The following is a 23,139-nucleotide window of genomic DNA, read 5'->3' as shown; positions in this document are numbered from 1 at the left end:
GAACTCCGAGGACGCCCCGAAGCAGGAGCGTGACCATCTCCTACAAGTCTGACGACGGGAAACGGGGAGTGCTCGGACTCCTACTTCCTGGACATGGACATCCTCCGCCAGGACGGTGAATCAATCGAACAGCCACAGCACATCAACGAGCGCTCCAACGTCGCGGACTAGGGCGTGTCCGCAAAGTCCCGTCGTACGCCCGGAGGGCGTGGCCTGCGGCGTCTGGTGCGTGCTCTCGGTGTGCCGGCCCACATCCCTCGTACTGGACGTACTTGGGATGTTGGCCGGTGCGGCGAGAGTGCGTGCCAGGCGTCGCGGGCCAGACGGGACTTTACGGACACGCCCTAGGGGCGGGTCGTGAAGTGCTGGGCACCCGTCTCGTTGAGGACTGTGACGAGCAGGTCGCTGCTGTGACGGCAGGTGGCTGGTTAGTGCACCAGCAGGTCGATCACGCCCGTCAGGTCCTCCCCGCCGCTGTTCTCGGCCAGGCGGCGGCGCATCAGCTCGAAGTAGGGGCTGAGCAGTTCCGGGCTGACACCCTGCTGCTCAGCGGTGCTCAGGAAGGTCGGCGTGCCGGCCACCTGCATGGCGAGGTTGGAGACGACACCCTTGGTGTAGTCACCGCTGCGCAGCTGGTCGGCGGTCCGGTGAACCGCCGGGGCCATCGCGACGAGCCAGTCGGCGAGCAACGGGGCGAGCGCTGCGGGGTCGATGTCCTCCTTGCGAATCAGAGCGAAGGCGTGCGCGGCCCCGGCGAACATCCCGTACATGGCGCTGAGCAGGGCAACGTCGTGCAGGGCTGCGAAGCCGGCGTCCTCGCCGACGTAGGTGGTGCCGGCTGGGACGCTCAGGGTTGTCCGGTGCCGCTCGAAGAGCTGTGGCGAGCCGCTGTAGAAGGCGTAGCCGCCGGCTTCCGGGATGCCGATCATTGGAGGGACAGCCATGATCCCGCCGTCCAGGTAGCGGGCGCCTCGCTCGCGGGCCCACTGGGCGCGGGCGCGGGCTTGGGCGGGGGTGCTGGTGGTCAGGTTGACCAGGTCGCGGCCGGCCAGGTCGGCGCCGGCCAGCACCTCCTCGACCGAGGTGTCGTCCAGCAGGCAAACGATGATCAGGGTATTCGCCGCGACCGCCTCGGTGACGGTGTCCGCGACCCTTGCACCCTTGGCTGCGAGTGCTGCGGCGCGGACCGGGGTGCGGTTCCAGACGGTGAGCGGGTGGCCGGCGGCAAGCCAGGTTCGGGCCAGCGCGGTGCCCATCGTGCCAAGGCCCAGCAGCGTGACGGGAGTCTTCTCAACAGTGTTCCGTGTCATGCCGATTAGGCTGGTCGCAGGCCCAGGGGTGATCAAGTACGCACTTGTTAGTGGGTGGTTACCCCGGGGTGAGCGAGCACGTCAGAGGGGTGGGGCATGACGACGCTGAACCGGCCGGGCGCACCAGGCGGTCACATCTGCGGGATCGACACCGCGATGGAGGTGATCAGCGGCAAGTGGAAGGTGCTGATCCTCTGGGCGCTCCACGAGCACCCCTGCCGCCGCTTCGGAGAGCTGCGCCGGCTGCTTCCCGGCATCACCGAGAAGGTGCTCGCCTCTCACCTGCGTGAGCTGGAAGCGGATGGCGTCGTGCACCGCGTCTCCTATGACGAGGTGCCGCCTCGCGTCGAGTACTCGCTGACCGAGAACGGCAAGCGTCTCAACGACGCACTCCAGCCGCTGGCTGCCTGGGGTCGCGAGCGGCCGACGACTCGAGGGCTGGAGGAGTAGGCGGTCCGGGGTCTGTGGCGAACGTGACGGTCACAGCCACTCGTTGATGGCCTCGACCAGCACGGGGGCTTCGGAGCGGACGACGGGTTTGTCGTATCGAGTGGCCACCGCCCGGAGGCGTTTCAGCCGGTTGATGCGGCACTGTGCGGCATGGCGTTCTGTGTCGTCGTTCTTGTCGGATATCGCTTCCCGGACGGTGCCGGGCCAGGTCCAGGCGCCCCGCGAGGCCAGCAGTCCGGTGTCTGGGCCGGCCCCGGGGGCGGTCCGGGTCAGCACGTCCGGGGTTCCGGAACGGCTCGGGTGGCCGTGGCCGGCGGCGAAGTGGGACCAGACGATCTTCCCGAACGGAAGGTCCCATCGCTTCCCGGGCTCGTCGGCAGGCCACGCGGACGGCCCGACACGCTCCTCGGCGACCGCGGCTACGACCACGACGAGTACCGCCGGCTCGTCCGGGGAGGGCTGGTCTGACCTCAGTGCCCCTTGACTTCGAGAGCACTCCAGGAGGCAGACTCGCCGTCGAAGCCCCAGGCTCCCTTCGGAAAGGCACCCGCATGCGCTACCGCACCATCGGTCAGAATCCGGACACCCGCCGCGAGGTGAGCGTCCTGAGCCTCGGTGCCATGCGGTTCGGCACGACCACCGACGAGGCGACCTCATACGCAATCCTCGACCGGTACGTCGAAGCCGGCGGTACCTTCATCGACACCGCGAACAACTACGCGTTCTGGGTCAACGGCACCCAGGGCGGTGAGAGTGAGCAGCTTCTGGGACGCTGGCGGCGCAGCCGGGGTGTGGGCGACGAGATCACGATCGCCACCAAGCTCGGCGGCCGCCCCGACCACCCCACTTCGACCTTCACGAAGGACGTCGAGAGCCTCACCGCGAAGACGATTCGCGAGTCGGCCGAGCGCAGCCGGGAGAACCTCGGCACGGAGAAGCTGGACCTGCTGTACGCGCACATCGAGGATCGCCGTGTTCCGCTGCAGGAGACGGTGGAGGGTTTCGCCGCCGTCGTCGCCGATGGCACGGTGGGCCTGCTGGGCGCGAGCAACCATCGTGTCTGGCGCCTGGAGCGGGCCCGCGCCCTGGCGGCGGCCGCGGGTCTGCCCGGTTTCGAGGTTCTGCAGTACCACCACAGCTACCTCCGCCACCGCACGGACGAGCCCACGCTCCGCTCTCCCGATGGCGACCTGGGGGTCGCCTCCGGCGACCATCTCAGTTATGTCCGTGATGACCCCTCCCTCTGCCTGGTCGCGTACTCCCCGCTCCTGAACGGCAGCTACGGCCGTGCGGACAAGCCTCTGGACCCCGGCTACCAGAACGCGGGAACGGCCACCCGTCTCACCGCCCTGGCCGAGGTCGCCGCAGAGACGGGAGCCACGCAGAACCAGGTCGTACTCGCCTGGCTGATCGGTGGCCAGATCCCGGTCATCCCCCTGGTGGGCGCGTCCTCAGTGGCGCAGTTGGAGGAGAGCCTGGCGGCGGCGGACCTCGACCTCACGCAGGACCAGCGGGCGAAACTGGACGCCGCGCATTAGGCCCTGTCCGGGTCATGAGCGGAGCCAGAGCACGAGCGTGACGATGCCGTGGAAGATCCGGATCTGCGCTGCAGGAAGGCACGGCTTCACCGCCACCCGCTGCTGTGAAACGGCGGGTGGCCGCGGCCCGGGGACTTCCGCATCCTGTCGCGAGCAAAGAACTCGGTCACACACGTGACCTACCGCATACGGCACTGAGCCAAGGGCGGTGCCATGAACCGCTCAAGGTTCGGTGGCACGCACCCAGAACTCGATAACGCACGTCAGCAGCATTCAGGCGGGTTGCGGACACGTGCTCCTCCCACGCGCCCCCTTGACCACGGACTGACCGCCCGCCGACGTTCGCGAGGAGAAACACGCCCGCAGAACCTGGCCTGGGGCGCTCATCGTCCGGTGTACATCGCCCCCCGAACGGGAGTGGAGCCCCTCGCGGCCCAGACCTGGTGGCCGACCGCTTCTGCCACTGCATCTGAGCGGTGCCGGCCTCCGTGGCAGGCCACGGTCGGCCGGGCGACCCGGCCGACTGGCAACTCGTCGACCAGGAGGTGAAGCTGGATCGCAGTGCGGTTGCTGAGGTCGCGGGCGCCAGGAGTGCTGAGGGCATGGTCGCAGGCATCGGCGTCGAGACGGTACGGAAGCGCTTGCCGGATCATCGGCCGGATTGCGCAATGCCCGGCACAGACCGACGAGGAGCCCGTCACAGGCCCGTGGCCATGAGCCGTCACGGAACGTTTCCCACGTACAGGGCAACACGATGCAGGGCTGACCCATGCGGGGGACAGCCCCCGTCGAGGGCTGGGGGCGCCCACCAATGCGCCGGGGACCCGTATCGCGAAAGGCTCACGTGCCCTGGAATGCATCCGAGTTGGGGCTCGTCGCCGTGCCCTGCGCGGCGCGCCTCGGCTCTACGCCATCTCGTTCGCCCACGGCACCGGCAGCCACAAGGACGACGCGCCGTCCGCCCAACGCGCCGCCTTCGTCTCCGCGCCGGCGATCGCGCACGCCTCGGCCGGGGCGCTCGCGGTGGCGCCCGACTACCTCGGCATGGGCGCCGGCCCCGGGCTGCACCCCTGGATGGACATCGGCTCCGAGACCACGGCCTCCCTCGACATGCTCCGGGCCGCCCGCGCCTTCGCGCCCCGCACCGGTCACGTCCTGGACCGCGAGGTCATGGTCACCGGCTTCTCGCAGGGCGCGTCGGCGGCCCTCGGGCTCGGCCGGGCTCTCCAGGCAGGTGAGGACCACTGGTTCCGCCTCGACGCGCTCGCGCCGGTCAGCGGGGCCTACGACTTCGGCGGCGCAGAGCTGCGGGCGCTCCTCGCCGGCGAGCTGGACGCCAAGTCGAGCGTGGTCTACGCCGCGTACACTCTGGTCGCCTTCAACCGCCTGCACGCGGTGTACGAGGATCCGGGCGAGGTGTTCCGGGCGCCGTACGCCGACACGGTCGGGGCCCTCTTCGACGGCACGCGCACCGGCCAGGAGCTGATGGCCGGCACCCCGGGTGCGCTCGACGAGCTGCTGACCCCGCACGGCCGCGCCCTGCTCGCGCACCCGACGGGCGGCCTGGCCGAGGCGCTGCGGACCACCGACGCGGTCTGCGCCGACTGGACCCCGCGCGCGCCGGTCCGCCTCTACATGACGTCCCGCGACGAGCAGGCGACCATCGAGAACACCGGACGCCGCCGTTCGGAGCTGGCCGCGAACGGGGTCCACGCCCCGGTCGTCGACCTGGGCGCGGCCGACTACCACGGCTCGCGCCACCTGGGGTCGAACGTGGCGGCCACCCCGCGGATCGTGTCCTGGTTCGCCGAGCCGGCCAGGCGCTGACGGACCCTCGGCCCGCGATCCGGCCCAGCATCTCGCGGGCGTACGCCTCGTCGTAGATACCGCCCGTGAGCAGCACCTGGATATGCAGGTCGTCGTCCCGCGATGGCCGGGGACGACGACCTTGCCCGAGTTGCGGGTGTGCGCAGCAGCCAGAACTGGGGCTGGGGTGTAGCCCTTTTCAGCTTGCTGGGTCCGGTTGTACGCGGTGAGCCCCTCGTAGGCGACACCGGTCCGGTGCGCGCCGTGCCGTGGGTCGGCGGCGTCAACCCGGTGCTGTCGCTGCTGGAGCTGAGGCGCATCCGGTCGGTGCCGGCACAGGAGCGGCTGCTCCTCGTCGTCCAGGATGGCTTGCTCGCCGGGACGGCCCGCAGCGGTCCGGGGGGCGAGAGGAACGGCACCCTACGGTTTGCCCACCCCAGGACGGAACCGCCGCGGGCTGGTGGGTACCGGGGAAGATTCACCCACCGGCCGGTGACGGGCCCTTCGTGGCCGCAGCGGCGTCGCTGTCGTCGAACACTTCCTGCACGAGTGTCCCGGTCGCCTGCTGGAATGCCTGGGCCATGGACATCGAGGCGTCATCCACATAGTTCAGCGCTGCGGTCAGGGTCCTGGTGCCGTCCGGGGTGCTGTACATCAGCGCCGCGTGGCCGGCCATTCCTCCGTTGTGGGTGATGACCTGGCCGCCGTCCGGGCCCACGTCCTGTACGAAGACGCCGAGGCCGTAGCTGGCCTTGGGGTGCGGCCGGAACATCTCGTCCAGCAGCGGGGGCGGGAGGAGCTTGCCGCCTGTCAATGCGGAGATGAAGGTGTGAAGGTCGTGGGTGGTCGAGATCATGTCGCCGCCGGTGGAGATCCACGAGGGGTTCTGGCGGGTGACGTCCACCGTCGTCTCCTGACCCCCGTCTTCCTCGTAGCGGTAGTAACCGTGTGCGTGTGGATCCGCAAGGCCGGTTCGGGTCTCCGGCAGCGAAGTGCCGGTCAGTCCGAGAGGCTTGAGAATCAGGTGCTCCATCGCGTCGACCAGCGAGTTGCCGGTGACGCTTTCGATCAGCAACCTGACGAGCACGTAGTTGGTGTTGGAGTAACTCCAGTCCGTGCCCGGCTCGAACCGTGCCGGCTTGGACAGGGCCAGCCGTACGAGCTCCTCCGGCCGGTAGGTGTGGAAGCGGTTGTCCACCCATTCCCGGCCTGCCGTCGTCGCGGCGATTCCCGGTGCGAACGTTCCGTCCTCGTAGTATTCGCCGGTGAAGTTGAAGATCCCGCTGGTGTGCTGCAGAAGCATGCGCACGGTGATCCTTTGGTCCACCTCCAGTTCCGGGAGGTAATCCGCTGCGGGAGCATCCAGATCGATCTTGCCCTCGGCCACCAACAGGAGCGCCGCGGTGGCGGCAAACGTCTTGGTGTTGCTGCCGATCCGGATGTGTCCGTCCGTCGGCGGCTTCGCCGTCTCGTCCAGCCTGCACAGGCCGGCACTGCCCTCCCACGGGCCTCTCTCATCGTGCACACGTATGGCCACACCGGTGAATCCGGAATCGATCATCCCGTCGATGATCTTCTGCAGCTCGGGGCGGTCTTCTTCGGGCGGTGTGAGGGGCATGTCTCTGGGCTCCTGTCGGGGTGTCGGGAAGGTTGTAGAAGATGGGATCGTGAGGGTCGCGGTCGTCGCCGCAGAGGTTGGTTCTGCTGTGATCGAGGTGTGACTCGTGGCTGTGTGCCGTGCGGGAGCGGCAGGCCTGGTGGCACAGGCCGCGCAGCCGTTGTCGGTATACGGAGGACCTGGGCGCGATGGTGGTCAGGCTCCGGCCGGGGGGATCCACTCCACGAGCTGGACCACCACCCCGTTGGGGTCGGTGAGTTGCAGACCCCATTCCCCCCAGAGTTCCCTGCGCAGCGGGGCCGTGATCCGTGCCCCTTCTTGTTGCAGACGCTCGTACTCGGCGTGGATTCCGGTAACCGTGTAGGAAACGACCGCGGGCACCTGTGTGGGCGGGTGCCGCTGCGAGGTGCCGGGGCCGGCGCCGCCGCGTAGGACGATGTCGGTGGCCGCGTCGTCGCGGGAGAGGTGGGTTGCTCCCTGAGCCACCAGTACCTCACGGAACCCGAGGTGGCTCACGAAGAACCGGGCCGACAGGGCCGGGTCGTCGACGGTCAGGACCATGGCCGACCCGATGATGTTCATGCGCTGAGCCCTTCTCCGCATATCCGCTGCTCACACGGTCCACCCTCCCGCCCGGGAAGAGAGGCATCAAGGTCGTATCCTGCAACGACCGTTAAGCCGGCGGTACATGAAACGGGGGTGGGCGGCATGGAACTGCGGGAGATAGAGATCTTCCTGGTGCTGGCTGAGGAACTGCACTTCGGCCGGACGGCCGAGCGGATGCGCGTCACACCGGCACGGATCAGCCAGACCATCAAAAAACAGGAACGTGCCATCGGTGCCGAGCTGTTCAAGCGAACCAGCCGCAGCGTCCAGCTCACGCCCACCGGCATGGTCCTGCGGGACGGCCTCGCCGTCGGCTACCAGCAGATCAAGGAAGCCCTGGCAGCCGCGACGGCCGCCGGTCAGGGCATCACCGGCGAACTCAACGTCGCGTACTCAGCGGCGTGGTGCGGCACACTGGTCGTGGCCGCGACCGACAGCTTCCGGGCCCGCCACCCCAACTGCCTCGTCCGCATCCACGAGTCGCCGCTCCTGGACCCGCTCGGTCCCCTGCGCAACGGCACACACGACATCCAGTTGGTCGAACTTCCCATCGACGAGCCGGACATCGTCAACGGGCCGGTCCTCTTCTCCGAGCCCCGTGCGCTTGTCGTTCCCGTCGGCCACCCCTTCGCCCGGCGGGACACCGTCTCACTCGAGGATCTCTCGGAAGTCCCCCTGATCACCGTCACGGGCCAGCCCCAGTACTTCCTCGACCACCACTACCCGCACCGCACGCCCAAGGGGCGGCCCATTGCGCGGGGTCCGTTCACGACAGCTTGGCAGGAGGTGCTCGCCCTGGTCGGCGCGGGCAAGGGCGTCTCCCCCACGTGCGCCCGCGCCGCCCAGTACTACTCGCGCCCCGACGTCGTCTACGTACCGTTCAGCGACGCACCACTGGTCGAGTACGGCCTCCTGTGGTCGGCCACGAACTGCACCCCGAAGGTGCAAGCCTTCACCGAGATCCTGCTGGAGAGGGCCCAGGCGGCCTCGGCGAGCAGCCCCGGGCACTAGCAGCAGCGAGGTCCGGTCGTACCCCCAGACGATTGCATGGGCTCACGAATGGGGCCCGGGTTCCCCTTCAAGGCCGTTCCTTCAGATCATCCCGGGTTCTCGGGCTCCCACCGGCCGTATTTGTGGTGTCGGTGAGGACGACGGGGCGGGACGGCTCCGCCGCGAAGGAGGCGAATGTGGCTTGCGGACGGGTACTCGGCCGGCGGGCCGCGCCTTAGACTGCGAGCGCTCCGAAATCTGACGATCTTTTGGAGGGTGTGCAGGATGAACCGAGGTTTCATGACCGCGTTGGCGGTATTGACGTTGGTCGTGTCCGGGGGCGGCGTCACCGCGTCCGCTTCCGAAGCTCCGCCGCGAACCACGCACGGCCCTTGCCAGTACTCCCAGACACCGGACGAGCCGGCGGCGCGGCCGGTTCCCCTGCCGCCCGACCCGCGGCACACCCCGGGTCACGGCACGGCCGATATGGCTGTCCCGACCAGCCAGGGGCCGCTTCCCCTGCGTCTGGACCGGGCGAAGGCACCCTGCACGGTCCAGAGCTTCACGCACCTGGCCCGGCACCGGTTCTACGACCGTACGGTCTGTCATCGGCTGACGGCGTATCCGACGCTGAAGGTCCTGCAGTGCGGCGACCCGACCGGCACCGGCGAGGGTGGACCGGGGTACGCGTACAAGGACGAGCTGCCGGTGGACCTGCCGCCGGCACCGAGTGATCCGACCGGTGCCCGTCGCATTTACGGGCGCGGCTTGCTGGCGATGGCCAATGCCGGGCCGAACACGAACGGTTCGCAGTTCTTCGTCGTCTACGGTGACTCCGTACTGCGGCCGGATTACACGGTGTTCGGCACGGTCGGCGCCGCCGGTCTGAAGACGCTCGACAAGATCGCTGCCGGCGGAATCGAGCCGACCGCGGAGGATCCGGCGCCTGTCGACGGCACGCCCGTACTGAGGACCGAACTGCGCACCGTCCGGCCTTCCTGCCGGCCCTCATGAACCGTGCTCCGTGTCACCGCGGGTCCGGCTACGGGCCTGGCCCCACGGTGACGCGGAGCGGCCGTTGCCGATGCGGGTGATCCTCAGCCACTACGAGCGGCGACCCTACTGGCCCGCTTCGCCGCGGCCGATTCCCGGGCGGACGGACTGACCTGAGGCTCCCCCGTCATGCGGGAGGTGTTGATCAGCCCGGTCCGGCCGCGTTCGCGTCGGTGCGGGATCACGAGTCCGGTGGCCAGCGAGCCCGAGGTGGCGGGTCAGGGGCTGTCGTTAGGCTGGCGTCCATGTTGGACGTCCGGCGTATGCAAATCCTCAGGTCTGTCGTCACCAGTGGTTCTGTCACTGCCGCGGCCGCCCACCTCGGGTACACCCCTTCGGCCATCAGCCAGCAGATGACAGCCCTGGAGAAGCAGGTCGGCCTCCCTCTTCTGGAACGGGTCGGCCGGGGAGTCCAGCCGACGGCCGCCGGGCTCATCCTGACCGACTACGCGGCCCGCATCGGTCAACAGGTCGCCGAAGCGGAGACAGCGCTCTCCGACCTGCGGGCGGGGCGTACCGGGCACATCTCCCTGCGGTACTTCGCGACCGCCGGAGCGGAATTGGTAGCACCGGCCGTGGCGTCGCTCCGACGTAAACACCCCCGCGTACGCATCGATCTGGGCGTTCTCGAAGCAGATGATCCCCTGCAGGAGGTCATCAGGCATCAAGCAGACCTGGCCATCGTGGTGCAGCCCCGGAACAGCCGTCGTGAGGGGGTGCAGTTGGTGCGTCTGGTCGACGACCCGTATCTCGTCGTGCTGCCCAAGGACCACCGGCTGGCCCGGAAGGGGCGGCTCGACCTTGCCGATCTGGCGGACGAGCCCTGGGTGGGAAGCGAGTCCTCGGACGGTACGTGCCTCGACATCATCATGACCGCGTGTTCCGCGGCGGGCTTCACTCCTGACTTCGTGGTGCAGAGCGAGGACTACGCAACCGCCCAGGGGTTCGTCGCCGCTCGGCTCGGGGTGGCGCTCATTCCGCGGTTGGGGCTGGCCAATCGCCACCACGGCGTCACCCTCCGGGACGTGCACAATCCGCAACCGATCAGGTCGATCCAGGCCGCCGTACGCGACGTCTCCCTCGACCAGGTCGTCGTGCGCAGCATGCTGAGCGCTCTCAGGGAAGCCGCTTCGGTGCACCGTGTTGAACGGCCGGCGGGCGAAGACGCTCCACTGCTGTAGCCGATCGCTGAACAGAGTTCTCCACAGCGGGTTGTGAAACGGGCGGTGAACTCGTCTGTCACTCCGCCGGTGCCCAGGGAGCGGAGCGCAGGTGCGCGGCGCTGCGTCGGCCGCGTCCCTCCCGCGGTTCCCCCACCGCCTTGCCCACAGCGACCATGGAGACGATCGCCCAGCCCGGGTTCGGGTCGAGGTCCTTGGTGAGACCTTCCAGGTCGAAGGCCCGGAATTGGTGCGTGGCCAGCCCCAGGGCCTGGGCCTGCACCGTCAAATGGGCGACGGCCTGGCCGAGGTCGTAGTCCGCGAACTCGGAGTAGAGCAGCGGCGTGGCGTCGACGTGACGGCGCGTCAGCGTGACGACGAGCAGGCCGGCGTCCGCCGCCCAGCGGGCCGAGCTCGGTGCGAGGTGCGAGAGCAGCCGGTCGTGGTCCGGTTCACCGGGCCTGCCCAGGAAGAAGCCCCAGGGCTGGGAGTTCCCCGCCGACGGCGCCCACCGCGCGGCTTCCAGGAGCAATCCGAGGGCTTGGTCGTCCACACGCGCCGACGGGTCGAACTGGTAGGGGCTGAAACGCCCTGCGAGCAGCGGGTGTATGCCACCGGGCGTGTCCTGGGAATCGCGCATGTTCCGCTGCAACCGCCCTCCGCACGCGCGTATTCCGGCCGATGTGAACGTGGTGCGGGCGTCCGACCCCTCTTTACGTACACACTGTATGTATGTATCTTCACGCCAGGAGGTGCTGGACATGAGGGCGATTCAGCAGTCTGCGTGGGGCGAGAACGAACCTCTTCGGCTCGTCGAGGTGGAAGCACCGGAGCCGACGTACGGCGAGGTGCTGGTCGAGGTCCGCGCGGCCGGGGTCAATCCGGTGGATGTGTACACGCGGCGGGGTCAGGCCTACAACCGGGTGCTCGACCTGCCCTTCGTCAATGGCTGGGATGTTGCCGGGACCGTGGTGAGGACCGGGTACGGCGTCGCCCGGTTCCGGCCCGGTGATCCCGTGTTCGGGATGCCGTGGTTTCCCCGGCAGGCAGGCGGTTACGCCGAGTACGTCGCGGCCCCGGCCCGGCACTTCGCGCGGATACCCGAGGGGATGGGCTTCAGCGAGGCGGCCGCGTTGCCGCTGGCCGGCCTGACGGCGTGGCAGATGCTCGCCGAAGTCGCCGGCACCGCCCCTGGGGAGCGGGTTCTCGTGGCGGGCGCGGCGGGCGGGGTGGGGCATCTGGCGGTTCAGATCGCCAAGGCCCGCGGCGCCTACGTCATCGGTACCGCCAGCGCCGCCAAGCATGACTTCGTCCGTGCACTGGGCGCGGACGAAGTGATCGACTACACGACGACGGACGTGTCCGCGGCGGTGCGCGACGTGGACGCCGCGATCCAGATGTTCGGCGGCGAGGCGGGGCTCCAGGCCCTGGACTGCCTCCGGCCGGGCGGTGTCCTGGTCAGCGGGCAGGCGGCCTGGACACCGGGGTTGTACGAACGGGCCGCCGATCTCGGTGTGCGCGCCGTGGCCTTCCTCGTCGATCCGGACGGCGCGGGGCTCGAAGCGCTGGCCGGCCTCGTGGCCCGGGGAAGGCTCAAGGTCCACGTGGACGCGATGTTCCCGCTGGCGGAGGCGGCCAAGGCGCACGACCACGTCGCCGGCGGCCGGACCACCGGCAAGGTCGTGCTCACCGTCGGTGGGCCGGAATGAACAGGGAGACGGGGATGACCGGGGAACACACCTCGGCGACCGACGTCGTCCGGTCCTACGCACGGGCGAAGAGCCGGGCCGACGTGGAGAGCGCCATGCGGTTCTGCCACCCCGACGTCGTCTTCGAGACGATCGCCTTCCAGGCCGTTGCGTCCGGCTCGGACGAGGTCGCCCGGCAGAACGCGGCTTTTCTGCGCACTTTCCCGGACTACGGCGTGGATCTGGAGTATCTCGTCGCGGCGGGCGACCTCGTCATCGGCGCCGGGACGGTACGGGCCACCATGAGGGCGAGCCTGGTCGGAATCAAGCCCACCGGCAGGGCGTTCGCGCTGCCCTTCGCCTGCCACTGGACCGTACGGGGCGGCTTGATCGTCCACGAGCGGTTCTTCTTCGACTTCCATCAGATGTGCGAGCAGCTCGGCCTGTCCACCGAGACGGCGGCAGGGAGGTTCGAGGCCTGGCGGGAGCGTACGCGGGCGGAGGCACGATGACGGCCTATGTGCTGGTGCACGGCGCGTGGCACGGTGGCTGGTGCTGGCGTAGGACCGCGAACCTGCTGCGGAGGGCCGGCCACGAGGTCTACGCGCCGACGCTGACCGGTCTCGGCGAACGGGCTCACCTAGTCGGCCAGGAGATCGGGCTGCGCACTCACGTGGACGATCTCCTCGGTCTGCTGCGGTACGAGGACCTGCGTGACGTCGTGCTCGTCGGTCACAGTTATGCCGGTCTCGTTGTGCGAGAGGCGGCCGACCGGATGCCCGAACGCGTCTCCCGTATCACCATGGTCGATGCCTGGGCGGGCCGGGACGGGCAGGCACTGGAGGACCTGGCACCCCGGTTCTTCCGCGCGTGGATCGAAGGGGCCACGGTCGACGGTCTGATTCCGCCGGCCCCGGCGGGCACCGTCGGTGTGACGGAGCCGGAGCAGGTGGCGTGGCTCGAAGCCAGACTGACTCCCCAGCCCCGGCGGACGTTCTCCGAGCCGACCCGGCTGACCGGGGCCGTCGAGGACATCGCCTGCCGCGCGGTCCTCTGCTCGCCGGACGGCCCCATGCCATTCGCGGACCTGGCCGCGAGGAACGGGTGGGAGAGCACGGCCCTGCCCGTCGGTCACGATGCCATGGTCATCGCACCGCACGCACTGGCGGACATCCTCCTGCGCGACGCGCGGCCCGCCTGACCTGCCGGCGGCGCGCGAACAGGCCGTACACGACGGCGCGCACGGCGTGCTTGTGCCGCGGTGCCTCTTCTATCCTCGTGGAGAGACGGAAGGGGAGCCAGTGGCAACGAAGACGGGTGTGCGCCGCAGTCAGCAGGACCGCACCAGGACCACCACGAACGCGCTGATCACCGGGGCACGCGAGCTCTTCGTCGACGACGGCTTCTCCGCCACCTCGCTGGACGCGATCTGCACCAGGGCCGGGGTGACACGCGGCGCCTTCTACCATCACTTCAGCAACAAGGAACACATCTTCCGCGAGGTGTACGCGGCCGACCAGAAGGAACTCGCCGTGATCGTCCGGCGGGCGTTCCAGGCCGAGCAGGACCCTTGGGACGGAATGGCCGCGGGCTGCCGGGCTCTGCTGGAGGCGTCCCTGGAACCCGCCGTGCGCCGGATCACCCTGATCGAGGCGCCGGGCGCGCTCGACTGGTCCACCCTGCGCGGCATCCAGGCCGGGTGCAAGGACCAGATGCGACGCGGACTCGGCATCGCGATCGAGGCCGGATGCATTCCCGAGCGGCCGTCGGCTCCCCTCGCTTCACTGCTGTACGGCGGGATCGGTGAGATCGCCCTGGACCTCGCCGACTCCCCCGACCGGCGCACCGTGCTGGAGGACTCCCTGGCAGAACTCGACCTGGTGCTCGCCGGCGTCGCCGGCCGGGACACCCCGGGCTGCGCACACAAGGATCGGGCGTAGACGCGCGCTCAGTGGAGGACTTCACGTTCCCACCGCTCGCGCGGCTGCGTGTGCAGACGCCAGTAGTGATCGGCGATGTCATCGGGGTCGTGGGCGGTTCCCGGCGCGACGGCCCCGCCGACGGTGACGGTGGCGACGTGCACGCCCGACGGCCCGTACTCCGCGTCGAGGAGTTCGACCAGGGCTCTCACCCCGGCCTTGCCCAACGACAGGCTCACATACTGCGGCTTCATGTCGGGCATGCCACCGGTGACGACGAAGGTGCCCCGGCCGCGCCGTGCCATCGCGGGCAGAGTGTGCGCGGCGGCGGTGAGGGCGCCGAGGACGTTGACGGCGTACGCGTCCACGTGGTCGCGGTGCGAGAGTTCGCCGATGGCGTCGGGCCGAATGGCTGCCGCGTTGTAGACCACGATGTCGGGTTCACCGAGCTCACCTGCGGCAGCGTCCAGAGCATCGCGCAACGCGGTCTCGTCGGCCGCGTCGGCGACGAGCGGGAGCGTCCGTACCCCCAGGGCGGCAACGGATTCGGCCGCCGCGGTCGCCGTTTCCTTCGTTCGCGCGATCAGGGCGACCGGCAGGCCTTCCCGGGCGAACCGGCGGGCCACCGCCTGCCCGATCCCGGGCCCCGCACCGATGACCAACGCTCCTGCCATGACCGCTCCTTGTCCTCGACCTTGACTCACAGGAGGCAACTCCCGCTCTGCCACCGCTTGTTCCCCGAGCGCATGATCCGACCCGGCCGTAGCGCAGGCTCAGCCGTGTGCGGTGCCGGCCCTCCGCTCCGTACACCAACCGACGGCGTCGGCGGCCACACGGTAGTCGTGGTGCAGCCCCGCGACCTGCACGACGGTCCGGGCCGGGCGGTGTGCGCCGAACACCTCGCCGAAGACGGCGTCGGCGGAGTCCCAGTCCGCGATGTCGGTGAGATAGAGGGTGACCCTGGCCACCGAATCGGCTCGGCCGCCCGCGGCCTCCACGACGGACAGGACGTTGACGAGGGCTTGCCGCGTCTGGTCGGCAGGGGGCGAAGTGGCCACCACGCCTCCTCCGACCGGGAGTTGCACGGAGACCCGGACAGTACCGTCCGGGGTGACCGTCGCCGGCGCGTAGTGCCCGAAGGGCGCAGGAGCCGCGGGCGCCTCGACACCGCGGAGGCCCGAAGGGAAGTGGTTCACCGGCTCGCTCCCGGCTGCTCCGCGGCGGCCTCCCGCGTCAGTCGCACCAGGGTGCGTACCGCGCAGCCGGTCCCTCCGGCGGGCGTGTACCCGTAGGGCTTCCCTTCGTGGAAGGCGGGGCCCGCGATGTCGAGGTGAGCCCAGGGGATGCCGGCGGGGACGAACTCCGCCAGGAAGAGACCTGCCACGAGGCCGCCGCCCACGCGTTCGCCGGTGTTGGCGAGGTCGGCCACCGGGGAGGCCAGCCCCTCGGCCAGCTGGGCGGGCAGCGGCATGGGCCACGCCTCCTCTCCGGCACGTCCGGCCGCGTCGACGACAAGGGCACGGAAGCCGGGGTCGGGTGACATGACGCCGAAGACGCGGTGGCCCAGGGCCATCTTCATCGCGGCGGTCAGGGTGGCCACGTCCACGAGGGCGTCCGGTCGTTCCTCACCGGCGCGGACGAGGGCGTCGGCCAGCACCAGGCGTCCTTCGGCGTCGGTGTTGCGTACCTCGACGGTCTTGCCGTCGTACATGCGCAGCACGTCTCCCGGCTTGGTCGCCGAGCCGGACGGCATGTTCTCGGCGAGTGCGAGCCAGCCGGTGACGTTCACGCGCAGGCGGAGCCGTGCGGCGGCCACCACGGAGGCCAGGACGGCGGCCGCCCCGGACATGTCCCGTTTCATGATCTCGTTGAAGCCGACCGGCTTGAGCGAGATGCCGCCCGAGTCATAGGTGATGCCCTTGCCGACGAAGGCGAGTGTCTTTTCGGCCTCCGGGTGGGTGTAGGCGACCCTGACCAGGCGTGGTGGCCTCACCGAGCCCTGACCCACACCGAGGATGCCGCCGAACGACTCCTTCGCGAGGGCTTCCTCGTCGAGCACTTGGACGTCGAGCCGGTACCGCTCCCCCAGATCACTCGCGATGACGGCGAAGACGTCCGGCGTCAGATGGTTCGCGGGCATGTTGATCAGATCCCGGGCGCGGTTCATCTCCTCCGCGATCACCCTGCCGTGCCGTGCACCGGCCGTTGTCTCCTCGTAGGTCTCCGGGGCCGCCGGGATCACCACTTCACCGACCGGGGCCGCGACCGGGACACGGTAGTCGGTGAAGGCGTAGGCCCCGAGCAGAGCGCCCATCGCCACCGCTTCCGCGGCTTCGGCCGTCCCGGCCGGAAGGGCGAGCACAGCACGCTCGGCACCCGCCAGTACACGGCCGGCCACACCGGCGGCACGGCACAGCGCCTCGCGGGTGATCCCACCGTCGTCCGCCGCTTTCCCCAGTCCGACGGCGAGGACCACCTCTGCCTCGAGGCCCGGTGGGGCCGGCAGCTTGAGTGTTTCCCCTTCCGCACCGGTGAAGCCGAGGGAGGTGAGTGTCGCGACGAGGCCACCGCCGAACGCCGCGTGTACGGCCTCGGCACCGGGCGCGGCGACCGGCCCCGCGGAACTCGCTGAGACACCGATGGCGACGCACTGCGCGGGCAGCGCTGCCGCTGCGGCAGTGGAGACGGTAAGGGCAGTCACGTCATGGTCCTGTTCTCGGGGCTGGATCTCCGAATCGCGCTCACGTTGCCCCGGAGCGGCCCCTGAGGACAATCAAAAATCTCTGCGCCATCGTTAAGGCACGCTACATCTTTACTGTCCTGGCCCGAACGACAAGGAAGAGAAGGTGGCTCACTTTGTAGACATGCTTAAGTCTCCTCGAGAACTTTTCAATTGTCCTGCGGCTTCGAGTGCGCGAACGTACGAGGGAGATCTATGGACGCGACGATGTGCAGGGTGGCATGAACGGGAACTGGACTGGGGTACGGATCGGGGCTCTCGCTCTGCTCTGGGGATCGACCTTCCTTTGGATCGAGCTGGCTCTCGAGGCGTTGACACCGGTACAGGTGACCCTCAGCCGGTGCGTGATCGGGGCTGTCACCCTGCTGGTCGCGTGCCGGTGCGCGGGCCATCGGCTGCCCCGCGGCCGGAGCATCTGGGGCCGTATCGCCGTGGCCGCCTTCTTCTGCAACGCTCTGCCCTTCGCGATGTTCAGCGTCGGCCAGCGGAGTATCGACTCGGGTGTCGCCGGGGTGCTCAACGCGACGACGCCGCTGTGGGCCGTTCTGATCGGTGTCGTCACCGGCATGGAGCGAGGGCTCCGGCCGCTCCGGCTGGGCGGACTGCTGACCGGGTATGCCGGAGTCGTACTGATCCTGGCACCGTGGAAGGCCGCGGAGTCGGGCGGGTCGGGCATCGCGGCCGTCGCCCTGGCGGCAGCGAGCTACGCGATCGGATTCGCGTACATGGGGCGCCACCTCGTCGGCACCGGTATCCCCACCATCTCACTCTCCGCGGCGCAACTGGTCGTGGCGACCGCCCTGACGGCGGTGACTGTGCCGTTCGGCGGTCTCGAGCCCGTCGACGTCAGCGCGAGGACACTGATCGTCGTACTGGTTCTCGGTGTTGTCGCCACGGCGGCCACCTTCCATCTGACCTACCGGAACATCGCTGCCGAAGGGGCCACGAACACCGCGACCCTTGGCTACCTGCTGCCGGTGGTTTCGGTGGCCCTCGGCGTCGTCGTGCTCGGTGAGGACTTCAACGTGCGGCTGGGCGTCGGGATGGCGGTGGTGCTCGTCGGCGTCGCCGTCACCCGCTCACGACGCGGAGAGACGCCTCTCGGGGTGGCAGAGCGACAGCCGACCACCCAGGGCTGAAGGAGCCGCGCCATGCCGAGAGTCCTCTATCAGGTCGATGCCTTCACCTCCACCCCCTTCCGGGGCAACCCCGCCGGCGTGGTCCTGTGCGGCGTGGGACTGACGGACGCACAGATGCAGGCCGTCGCACGGGAGTTGAACAACTCCGAGACCGCCTTCGTACTGCCGGCGGACGGGGACGACCACGATGTGCGGGTGCGGTTCTTCACCCCCACCACGGAGGTCCCCACCTGTGGGCACGCCACGGTGGCGGCACACTACGCTCGGGCCGTCGAGTACAGCCTGCCGTCGGGATCATGGGTGCAGAAGTCCGGTACGGGGCTGCTGCAGAGGGTGCGGGTCCTGCGTGAGGGCGACCGGGTACGGATCGGTATGGAGCAGGGTGAGGCGGTCTTCGGCACCGAACTCGACGGCGACCGAAGGGACAGGCTGCTCAGAGCCCTGGGTGCGAGCCCCGACGACCTGACCGGCGACGGGCCCGTGCAGATCGTGTCGACCGGTCACTCCAAGGCGCTCGTCGAACTGCGTGACCGTGCCACCGTCGACACCCTGCGCCCGGATCCCGCCGCGCTGACCGCGCTGAGCCGCGCATTCGGGACCAACGGCTTCTTCGTCTTCACACGAGCCACGGGCGACCCTCGCCTGCTCACCTGGTCCCGTATGTTCGCCCCGGCCATCGGCATCGCCGAGGACCCCGTCACCGGCAACGGGCACGGCCCGCTCGGCGCCTATCTGGTGCGGCACGGCCTCGTCCCCACTGTGAACGGCCGGCTCACGTTCACCGGCCGGCAGGGCTGGGCCATGGGAAGGCCCGGTGACGTGGACGTCCGCGTCGACACGGGGACCGAAGACGAACTGCGCGTCGCCATCACGGGTGAGGCGGCAACAGCTTTCAGGGCGGACCTGCGCATCTGAGGCCTGTCCCGCGCGGGCCGGCCATTTGCTGGAGCGGGGGCGAGGTCGACGGCGTCGAGGAACCACTCCGGTTCACGCGTGGTCCAGGTTCCGCCTGGTTGCGGCATCCGTTTGAATGTACGGGTGCCGAAGATGATGGACATGCAACCGGCTTTCAACGAGGCCTCCTTGAGGCGTGCTGCCGGGTCGACGTCGTTCGAGCGCGGTCAGAGTTACGTGGGTGCCGTGAGTGGCCTGTACATCGCCGACGGCACGATCCGCGCCACTGTGCCGGGTGCGGAGACGTACTGCGTCGAACTCGTCGCGGGACCCGATGCCGGGGTGACGGGGACCTGTTCCTGCCCCTACGGCACCGAAGGCAACTTCTGCAAGCACTGTGTCGCCGTCGGCCTCGCGGTCCTGCGGTCCACCGCCCCGAACACACACGCCGTACCGGCCCCCGCGGTGGAAGCCCGTTCGCCGAAGCGGCCCGGCGACGACGCGGCAGCCTGGCTCACGACGCTGGGCCGGGACGCCCTGCTCGACCTGCTGGCCGAGGAGTCGGCCGCCGACCCCGCCGTGCGCGACCGCCTGCGCATACGGGCCGAGGCCGCCCAGGCCGACCACGCGAAGGTCCGCGACCTGGTCAAAGGCCTGCTCGACCCCGGGGACTGGCAGTACGAGCAGGAGAACGACGACTCCGCGAACGCCGTCGCATACAGCGAGCGGGTGGCGGAGGCGGGCATCGTCCTGAGCGCGTTGATCGCGGCTCAGCGGGCGGCGGAAGCCGTCGACGGGATCCGGTGGGCGCTGTGGCGGCTGAGCGATGTCTATGAGCACGCCCTCGGGTTCTCATGCCTGTACGAGTCCATGAAGGGCCTTGAGGAACTGCACCTGCGCGCCTGCCGGGCGGCCGCCCCGCACCCGGAGCCGACTGCGCGCTGGCTCGTCGGTCACCTGCTCGGACCGTGCGCCTCTGCCGACCCCGCCGACTACCGCGATATCCTCGGCGAGGCCGGCCTGACCCGCGCCCAGGAGCTGGCCACCGAGGCATGGCGGCAAGACCCCGGCAAGAAGACCGCCCGGCTGTTGGAACGCCTGCTGAAGGCGCGCGGCGACATCGACGGCCTCGTCGCCTTCCTGGGCGCTGCCCCCGCCGCCGACGGCAGCAGCCACCTGCGGATCGCGCGGGAACTGGACGCGGCCGGACGTCCCAGGGACGCCCTCGAATGGGCCGAACGCGGTTTGCCGGCCACTGGGCGGGACCCTCAGCTCGTCGAGTGGCTCTGCGCCCGCTACGCTGCCACCGGCCGCGACGAGAAGGCCCTCGCCCTGCGCCGCGACGTCTTCCGGTCCCGTATCTCCCTCGCAGCGTTCCGCGCGCTGTGCACGGCGGCCCGCGCCTGCAGTCGTGGCGAGGAGGAACGCAACACCGCGATGACGCTCCTGCGCGACGACGCCCGCGTCCCTGTCCGCGTACGCGTCGACATCCTGCTCGATGCGGGCCAGGCCGACGCGGCGTGGGAGGCCGCCGTCGGCCACGTCGACGACCGCGAACTCCTCCCCCTCGCCGACTGCATCAGGGACCACAGGCCCTCCGACGCACTCGCCGTGTACCTCCGCCAACTCCAACCCCTCAAACAATCGACCGGCGACCGCACGTACCACGAAATCGCCCGCCTCCTCCGCAGCATCCGGGCCTGTCACGAACGCCTCGGCACCCCCGACGCCTTCACGCACTTCCTCGCCGCACTCCGCAAGGAGCTCAAACGCAAGCCGAAACTGATGGAGATCCTCACGACGAACGGGTTGTGAGTCTCCACTCGCGCGGGCCCGCGGATGTATTCGTTGCACGTCCAGGAAGACCGCCAGCCACGGCAACCGGCGGTGCGGCACAGCGAAGTAGCAGGGGGGTGCCCTACGACGAGCGCCTGGTACACGGCATTCCGTGCCCGCCGCGCGCAGACGTGCCTTCTCATCGGCCCTTGATCGATCCCACTGAAGTCTGATCGCTCCGGTGCCGACTTGCCCTTCTGCTAGCGTCATGCGGTGATTTCTCTGGGGGAACCTGCTTTCTTCACCCGTCTGCACGACGCGCGACGGGTGCTCATCGCCGGAGCGGGCGGCGGCTTCGACGTGTACGCCGGACTGCCGCTCGCACTCGCGCTGCGGTCGGCGGGCAAGGAGGTGCACCTTGCCAACCTGTCCTTCGCCGACTTGTACGGCCTGGACCTCGATGTGTGGGTGGACCAGGACGTCGCGGCCATCGGGCCCGACATCCCCGTGCGTGGCGATTACTTCCCTGAACGGACGCTCGCCCAGTGGCTCGTGACGCAGGATCTGCCGCCGACCGTGTACGCCTTCCCGAGCATCGGGGTCGGGCCGCTGCGGGCGGCCTACCGGACGCTGATCAAGCATCTCGGTGGTGTTGACGCGATCGTGCTGGTGGACGGCGGTACCGACATCCTGATGCGCGGCGACGAGCACGGTCTCGGCACCCCGGAGGAGGACATGGCGAGCCTCGCCGCCGTGAGCGGACTCGACGAGGTCGCGAACCGGCTGGTGGCCTGCCTCGGCTTCGGGGTGGACGCCTATCACGGCGTGAACCACTCGCTCGTGCTGGAGAACTTGGCCGCTCTGGACCGGGATGGCTCCTATCTCGGCGCGTTCTCACTGCTCGGGGCGGGGCGGGAGGGCGCGCTGTATCTCGACGCGGTGGCGCACGCCCAGCGCCACACCGCGAGCCACCCGAGCATCGTGAACGGATCCGTGGCCGCTGCCGTGCGCGGTGACTTCGGCAACGTCCGGTTCACGGAGAGGACCAAGGACAGCGAGTTGTTCATCAACCCGCTGATGGCGATGTACTTCTGTGTGGACCTGCCGGGACTGGCCCGCCGTAATCTCTACCTCGGTCTGCTGGAACGGACTTCGCTGATGCGGCAGGTGAGTTCCGTGATCGAGGAGTTCCGCACCACGCTGCCCCGTCAGCGTCCGCCGAGGTCGTTCCCGCACTGAACCCTCTTCCGGTACCAACGAACGGAGTCCTCCCCTGCTCGGACGGCTGCCGGCACGCGTGGTGTGCTCTCGCACCCGCCGAAAAGGACGCCGGAAGCGTCGCTGCGACGCCTTCCCCAGACGAATTCCCGGGTTTGGTGGAGGCAGCCCTCAGGTGTTCTGCGGTTGGGCGAAGAGGCCGTGCAGGGCCGCCCATTGCAGGAGCAAGATGGTCTTGCCGTCGGTGATGCGTCCGTCGTGGGCCATGGTGAGGGCCTCGGCAAAGGGAAGTTCGAGGACTTCGATGTCCTCGCCCTCTTCCTCGACTCCTCCGCCCGTGCCGGTCCGGTCGGCCGGGGTGTACGGAGCGGCGAAGAAGTGGAGGCGTTCGGTGACGGACCCCGGGCTCATGTATGCGTCGAGGATGGGGGTGAGCGGGCCGAGCCTGACGCCGAGTTCCTCCTCGCTCTCGCGGCGGATCGCGGTGTGCGGGTCTTCCGCGTCGAGCAGTCCGGCCGCCGCCTCGATGAGCATGCCGTCGGGGTGGCCGTTCACGTAGGCGGGGTAGCGGAACTGACGGGTGAGCAGAACACGGCCGCGCCCGGTGTCGTAGGGCAGGACGACGGCGCCGTCGCCGCGGTCGTAGGTCTCGCGCTGCTGGGTCTCCCACCGGCCGTCGCGACGCCGGTAGTCGAAGGTGGTGCGGCGCAGGACGTGCCAGCCCTGGGAGGTGAGCTCGACGTCGCGTATCCGGACGTCGGGGTTACGGTCCAGCCCACGTCCGGCCCGGTCGAGGCCGGTGCGGCCGCGGTGGTCGGGGGTGTCGATACCGGGGCGGCTCGTCACGCGGCCTCCTCCGGGGTGCGACGCGGGATCTCGGCCACGTCGTGATAGACGGGCAGGCCACGGCGGCGAGCGGTGGCGACGTCCTGGTCGGCGCCGGCGGATTCGCCCGGCAGGCGCAGCACGGCGTCGCAGCGCGCGAGCAGACGGTCGGCGGTCGGGTAGAGCACCTGGTCGGCGAGCGAGTCCGTGGGGCCGGCACCCGCCGACTGCAGGACGGGCAGGGCGATCCATTCACCTATCACGGGAAGATGTCCGGCCTCGAAGATCGGCCAGGCGGCGGCTTCGAGGCGGGTGAGGTTGGCGGCCATGGCCTGCGGGTCGCCGGCGGTACCGGAGCGGTAGGGGCCGGCAATCAGGATGAGCTTGGGCTTGTCGTTCACCCTCGCTA

24 protein-coding genes are annotated in these 23,139 nt (G+C 69.6%); 14 read left to right on the top strand and 10 right to left on the bottom strand.

Annotation, left to right across the window (positions count from 1 at the left end; translation table 11 throughout):
- Positions 1-428: 428 nt before the first annotated feature.
- Entirely contained in the window at positions 429-1,310 is an 882-nt protein-coding gene (locus EAO73_RS13485; RefSeq protein WP_147971782.1) for an NAD(P)-dependent oxidoreductase, read from the bottom strand.
- Positions 1,311-1,406: 96 nt separating this feature from the next.
- On the opposite strand from EAO73_RS13485, the gene EAO73_RS13480 reads away from it, so the two are divergent.
- Positions 1,407-1,760, top strand: coding sequence for a winged helix-turn-helix transcriptional regulator (locus EAO73_RS13480; RefSeq protein ID WP_147971781.1), 354 nt, complete (start codon positions 1,407-1,409; stop codon positions 1,758-1,760).
- A 30-nt stretch (positions 1,761-1,790) separates the two neighbouring features.
- On the opposite strand, the gene EAO73_RS37300 is transcribed toward EAO73_RS13480, so the two are convergent.
- Positions 1,791-2,189, bottom strand: coding sequence for a hypothetical protein (locus EAO73_RS37300; RefSeq protein ID WP_191134079.1), 399 nt, complete (start codon positions 2,187-2,189; stop codon positions 1,791-1,793).
- Positions 2,190-2,311: 122 nt separating this feature from the next.
- On the opposite strand from EAO73_RS37300, the gene EAO73_RS13470 reads away from it, so the two are divergent.
- Both EAO73_RS13470 and EAO73_RS13465 read left to right on the top strand, forming a co-directional pair.
- Entirely contained in the window at positions 2,312-3,298 is a 987-nt protein-coding gene (locus EAO73_RS13470) for an aldo/keto reductase (RefSeq protein WP_147971780.1), read from the top strand.
- A 1,023-nt stretch (positions 3,299-4,321) separates the two neighbouring features.
- The gene (locus EAO73_RS13465; protein ID WP_147971779.1) at positions 4,322-5,125 is read left to right on the top strand and encodes a lipase; all 804 of its coding nucleotides are present in this window, start codon (positions 4,322-4,324) and stop codon (positions 5,123-5,125) included.
- A gap of 457 nt (positions 5,126-5,582) precedes the next feature.
- Here EAO73_RS13465 and EAO73_RS13460 read toward each other — a convergent pair whose 3' ends face one another.
- Complete coding sequence (locus EAO73_RS13460; protein WP_147971778.1) at positions 5,583-6,722, bottom strand: serine hydrolase domain-containing protein; 1,140 nt, start codon at positions 6,720-6,722, stop codon at positions 5,583-5,585.
- Positions 6,723-6,917: 195 nt separating this feature from the next.
- Positions 6,918-7,304: a VOC family protein gene (locus EAO73_RS13455; protein ID WP_147971777.1), complete on the bottom strand. Its 387-nt coding sequence runs from the start codon at positions 7,302-7,304 to the stop codon at positions 6,918-6,920.
- Between the two features lie 126 nt (positions 7,305-7,430).
- Here EAO73_RS13455 and EAO73_RS13450 point away from each other — a divergent pair, with 126 nt between their 5' ends.
- The 3 genes from EAO73_RS13450 (at position 7,431) to EAO73_RS13440 (ending at position 10,552) form a co-directional block, all read left to right on the top strand.
- The gene (locus EAO73_RS13450; RefSeq protein ID WP_147971776.1) at positions 7,431-8,339 is read left to right on the top strand and encodes a LysR family transcriptional regulator; all 909 of its coding nucleotides are present in this window, start codon (positions 7,431-7,433) and stop codon (positions 8,337-8,339) included.
- A 279-nt stretch (positions 8,340-8,618) separates the two neighbouring features.
- A complete protein-coding gene (locus EAO73_RS13445) occupies positions 8,619-9,332 on the top strand; it encodes a peptidylprolyl isomerase (protein WP_224756274.1) in 714 nt (237 codons plus the stop codon).
- 284 nt (positions 9,333-9,616) lie between these two features.
- The gene (locus tag EAO73_RS13440) at positions 9,617-10,552 is read left to right on the top strand and encodes a LysR family transcriptional regulator (RefSeq protein ID WP_147971775.1); all 936 of its coding nucleotides are present in this window, start codon (positions 9,617-9,619) and stop codon (positions 10,550-10,552) included.
- A 58-nt stretch (positions 10,553-10,610) separates the two neighbouring features.
- On the opposite strand, the gene EAO73_RS13435 is transcribed toward EAO73_RS13440, so the two are convergent.
- Positions 10,611-11,171 (bottom strand): nitroreductase family protein, encoded by a 561-nt coding sequence (locus EAO73_RS13435; RefSeq protein WP_147971774.1) that lies wholly within the window; start codon positions 11,169-11,171, stop codon positions 10,611-10,613.
- A 121-nt stretch (positions 11,172-11,292) separates the two neighbouring features.
- Here EAO73_RS13435 and EAO73_RS13430 point away from each other — a divergent pair, with 121 nt between their 5' ends.
- The 4 genes from EAO73_RS13430 (at position 11,293) to EAO73_RS13415 (ending at position 14,159) form a co-directional block, all read left to right on the top strand.
- The gene (locus EAO73_RS13430; protein ID WP_147972005.1) at positions 11,293-12,240 is read left to right on the top strand and encodes an NADP-dependent oxidoreductase; all 948 of its coding nucleotides are present in this window, start codon (positions 11,293-11,295) and stop codon (positions 12,238-12,240) included.
- Between the two features lie 14 nt (positions 12,241-12,254).
- Positions 12,255-12,731, top strand: a complete 477-nt coding sequence (locus tag EAO73_RS13425) for an ester cyclase (RefSeq protein WP_147971773.1) — start codon at positions 12,255-12,257, stop codon at positions 12,729-12,731.
- A complete protein-coding gene (locus tag EAO73_RS13420; RefSeq protein ID WP_147971772.1) occupies positions 12,728-13,420 on the top strand; it encodes an alpha/beta fold hydrolase in 693 nt (230 codons plus the stop codon). The genes EAO73_RS13425 and EAO73_RS13420 overlap by 4 nt, the downstream gene beginning before the upstream one ends.
- 100 nt (positions 13,421-13,520) lie before the next feature.
- Positions 13,521-14,159 (top strand): TetR/AcrR family transcriptional regulator, encoded by a 639-nt coding sequence (locus EAO73_RS13415; RefSeq protein ID WP_224756273.1) that lies wholly within the window; start codon positions 13,521-13,523, stop codon positions 14,157-14,159.
- A gap of 8 nt (positions 14,160-14,167) precedes the next feature.
- On the opposite strand, the gene EAO73_RS13410 is transcribed toward EAO73_RS13415, so the two are convergent.
- The 3 genes from EAO73_RS13410 to EAO73_RS13400 form a co-directional block, all read right to left on the bottom strand.
- Positions 14,168-14,812 carry an SDR family NAD(P)-dependent oxidoreductase gene (locus tag EAO73_RS13410; protein ID WP_147971771.1) on the bottom strand — a complete coding sequence of 215 codons (645 nt, stop codon included), beginning with the start codon at positions 14,810-14,812 and terminating at the stop codon, positions 14,168-14,170.
- Positions 14,813-14,911: 99 nt separating this feature from the next.
- A complete protein-coding gene (locus tag EAO73_RS13405) occupies positions 14,912-15,334 on the bottom strand; it encodes a RidA family protein (RefSeq protein ID WP_147971770.1) in 423 nt (140 codons plus the stop codon).
- Positions 15,331-16,839, bottom strand: a complete 1,509-nt coding sequence (locus tag EAO73_RS13400; RefSeq protein ID WP_147971769.1) for a leucyl aminopeptidase — start codon at positions 16,837-16,839, stop codon at positions 15,331-15,333. The genes EAO73_RS13405 and EAO73_RS13400 overlap by 4 nt, the downstream gene beginning before the upstream one ends.
- Positions 16,840-17,087: 248 nt before the next feature.
- Here EAO73_RS13400 and EAO73_RS13395 point away from each other — a divergent pair, with 248 nt between their 5' ends.
- The 4 genes from EAO73_RS13395 (at position 17,088) to EAO73_RS13380 (ending at position 21,926) form a co-directional block, all read left to right on the top strand.
- Positions 17,088-18,017, top strand: a complete 930-nt coding sequence (locus tag EAO73_RS13395) for a DMT family transporter (protein WP_147971768.1) — start codon at positions 17,088-17,090, stop codon at positions 18,015-18,017.
- A 12-nt stretch (positions 18,018-18,029) separates the two neighbouring features.
- On the top strand, positions 18,030-18,932 hold the full coding sequence (locus EAO73_RS13390; RefSeq protein WP_147971767.1) for a PhzF family phenazine biosynthesis isomerase: 903 nt from the start codon (positions 18,030-18,032) through the stop codon (positions 18,930-18,932).
- 225 nt (positions 18,933-19,157) lie between these two features.
- Positions 19,158-20,726 (top strand): SWIM zinc finger family protein, encoded by a 1,569-nt coding sequence (locus EAO73_RS13385; RefSeq protein WP_224756271.1) that lies wholly within the window; start codon positions 19,158-19,160, stop codon positions 20,724-20,726.
- A 234-nt stretch (positions 20,727-20,960) separates the two neighbouring features.
- Complete coding sequence (locus EAO73_RS13380) at positions 20,961-21,926, top strand: DUF1152 domain-containing protein (protein ID WP_147971766.1); 966 nt, start codon at positions 20,961-20,963, stop codon at positions 21,924-21,926.
- 150 nt (positions 21,927-22,076) lie between these two features.
- Here EAO73_RS13380 and EAO73_RS13375 read toward each other — a convergent pair whose 3' ends face one another.
- Positions 22,077-22,751, bottom strand: coding sequence for an NUDIX domain-containing protein (locus EAO73_RS13375; RefSeq protein WP_147971765.1), 675 nt, complete (start codon positions 22,749-22,751; stop codon positions 22,077-22,079).
- On the bottom strand, positions 22,748-23,131 hold the full coding sequence (locus EAO73_RS13370; protein ID WP_191134046.1) for a DUF4406 domain-containing protein: 384 nt from the start codon (positions 23,129-23,131) through the stop codon (positions 22,748-22,750). Before EAO73_RS13370 ends, EAO73_RS13375 begins: the two co-directional genes overlap by 4 nt.
- Positions 23,132-23,139: the final 8 nt, after the last annotated feature.

The organism is Streptomyces sp. col6 (assembly GCF_008042035.1).
Lineage (GTDB): Bacteria > Actinomycetota > Actinomycetes > Streptomycetales > Streptomycetaceae > Streptomyces.
Note: the sequence above shows the minus strand (reverse complement) of the source record. Positions and strands in the feature narration are given on the sequence as shown.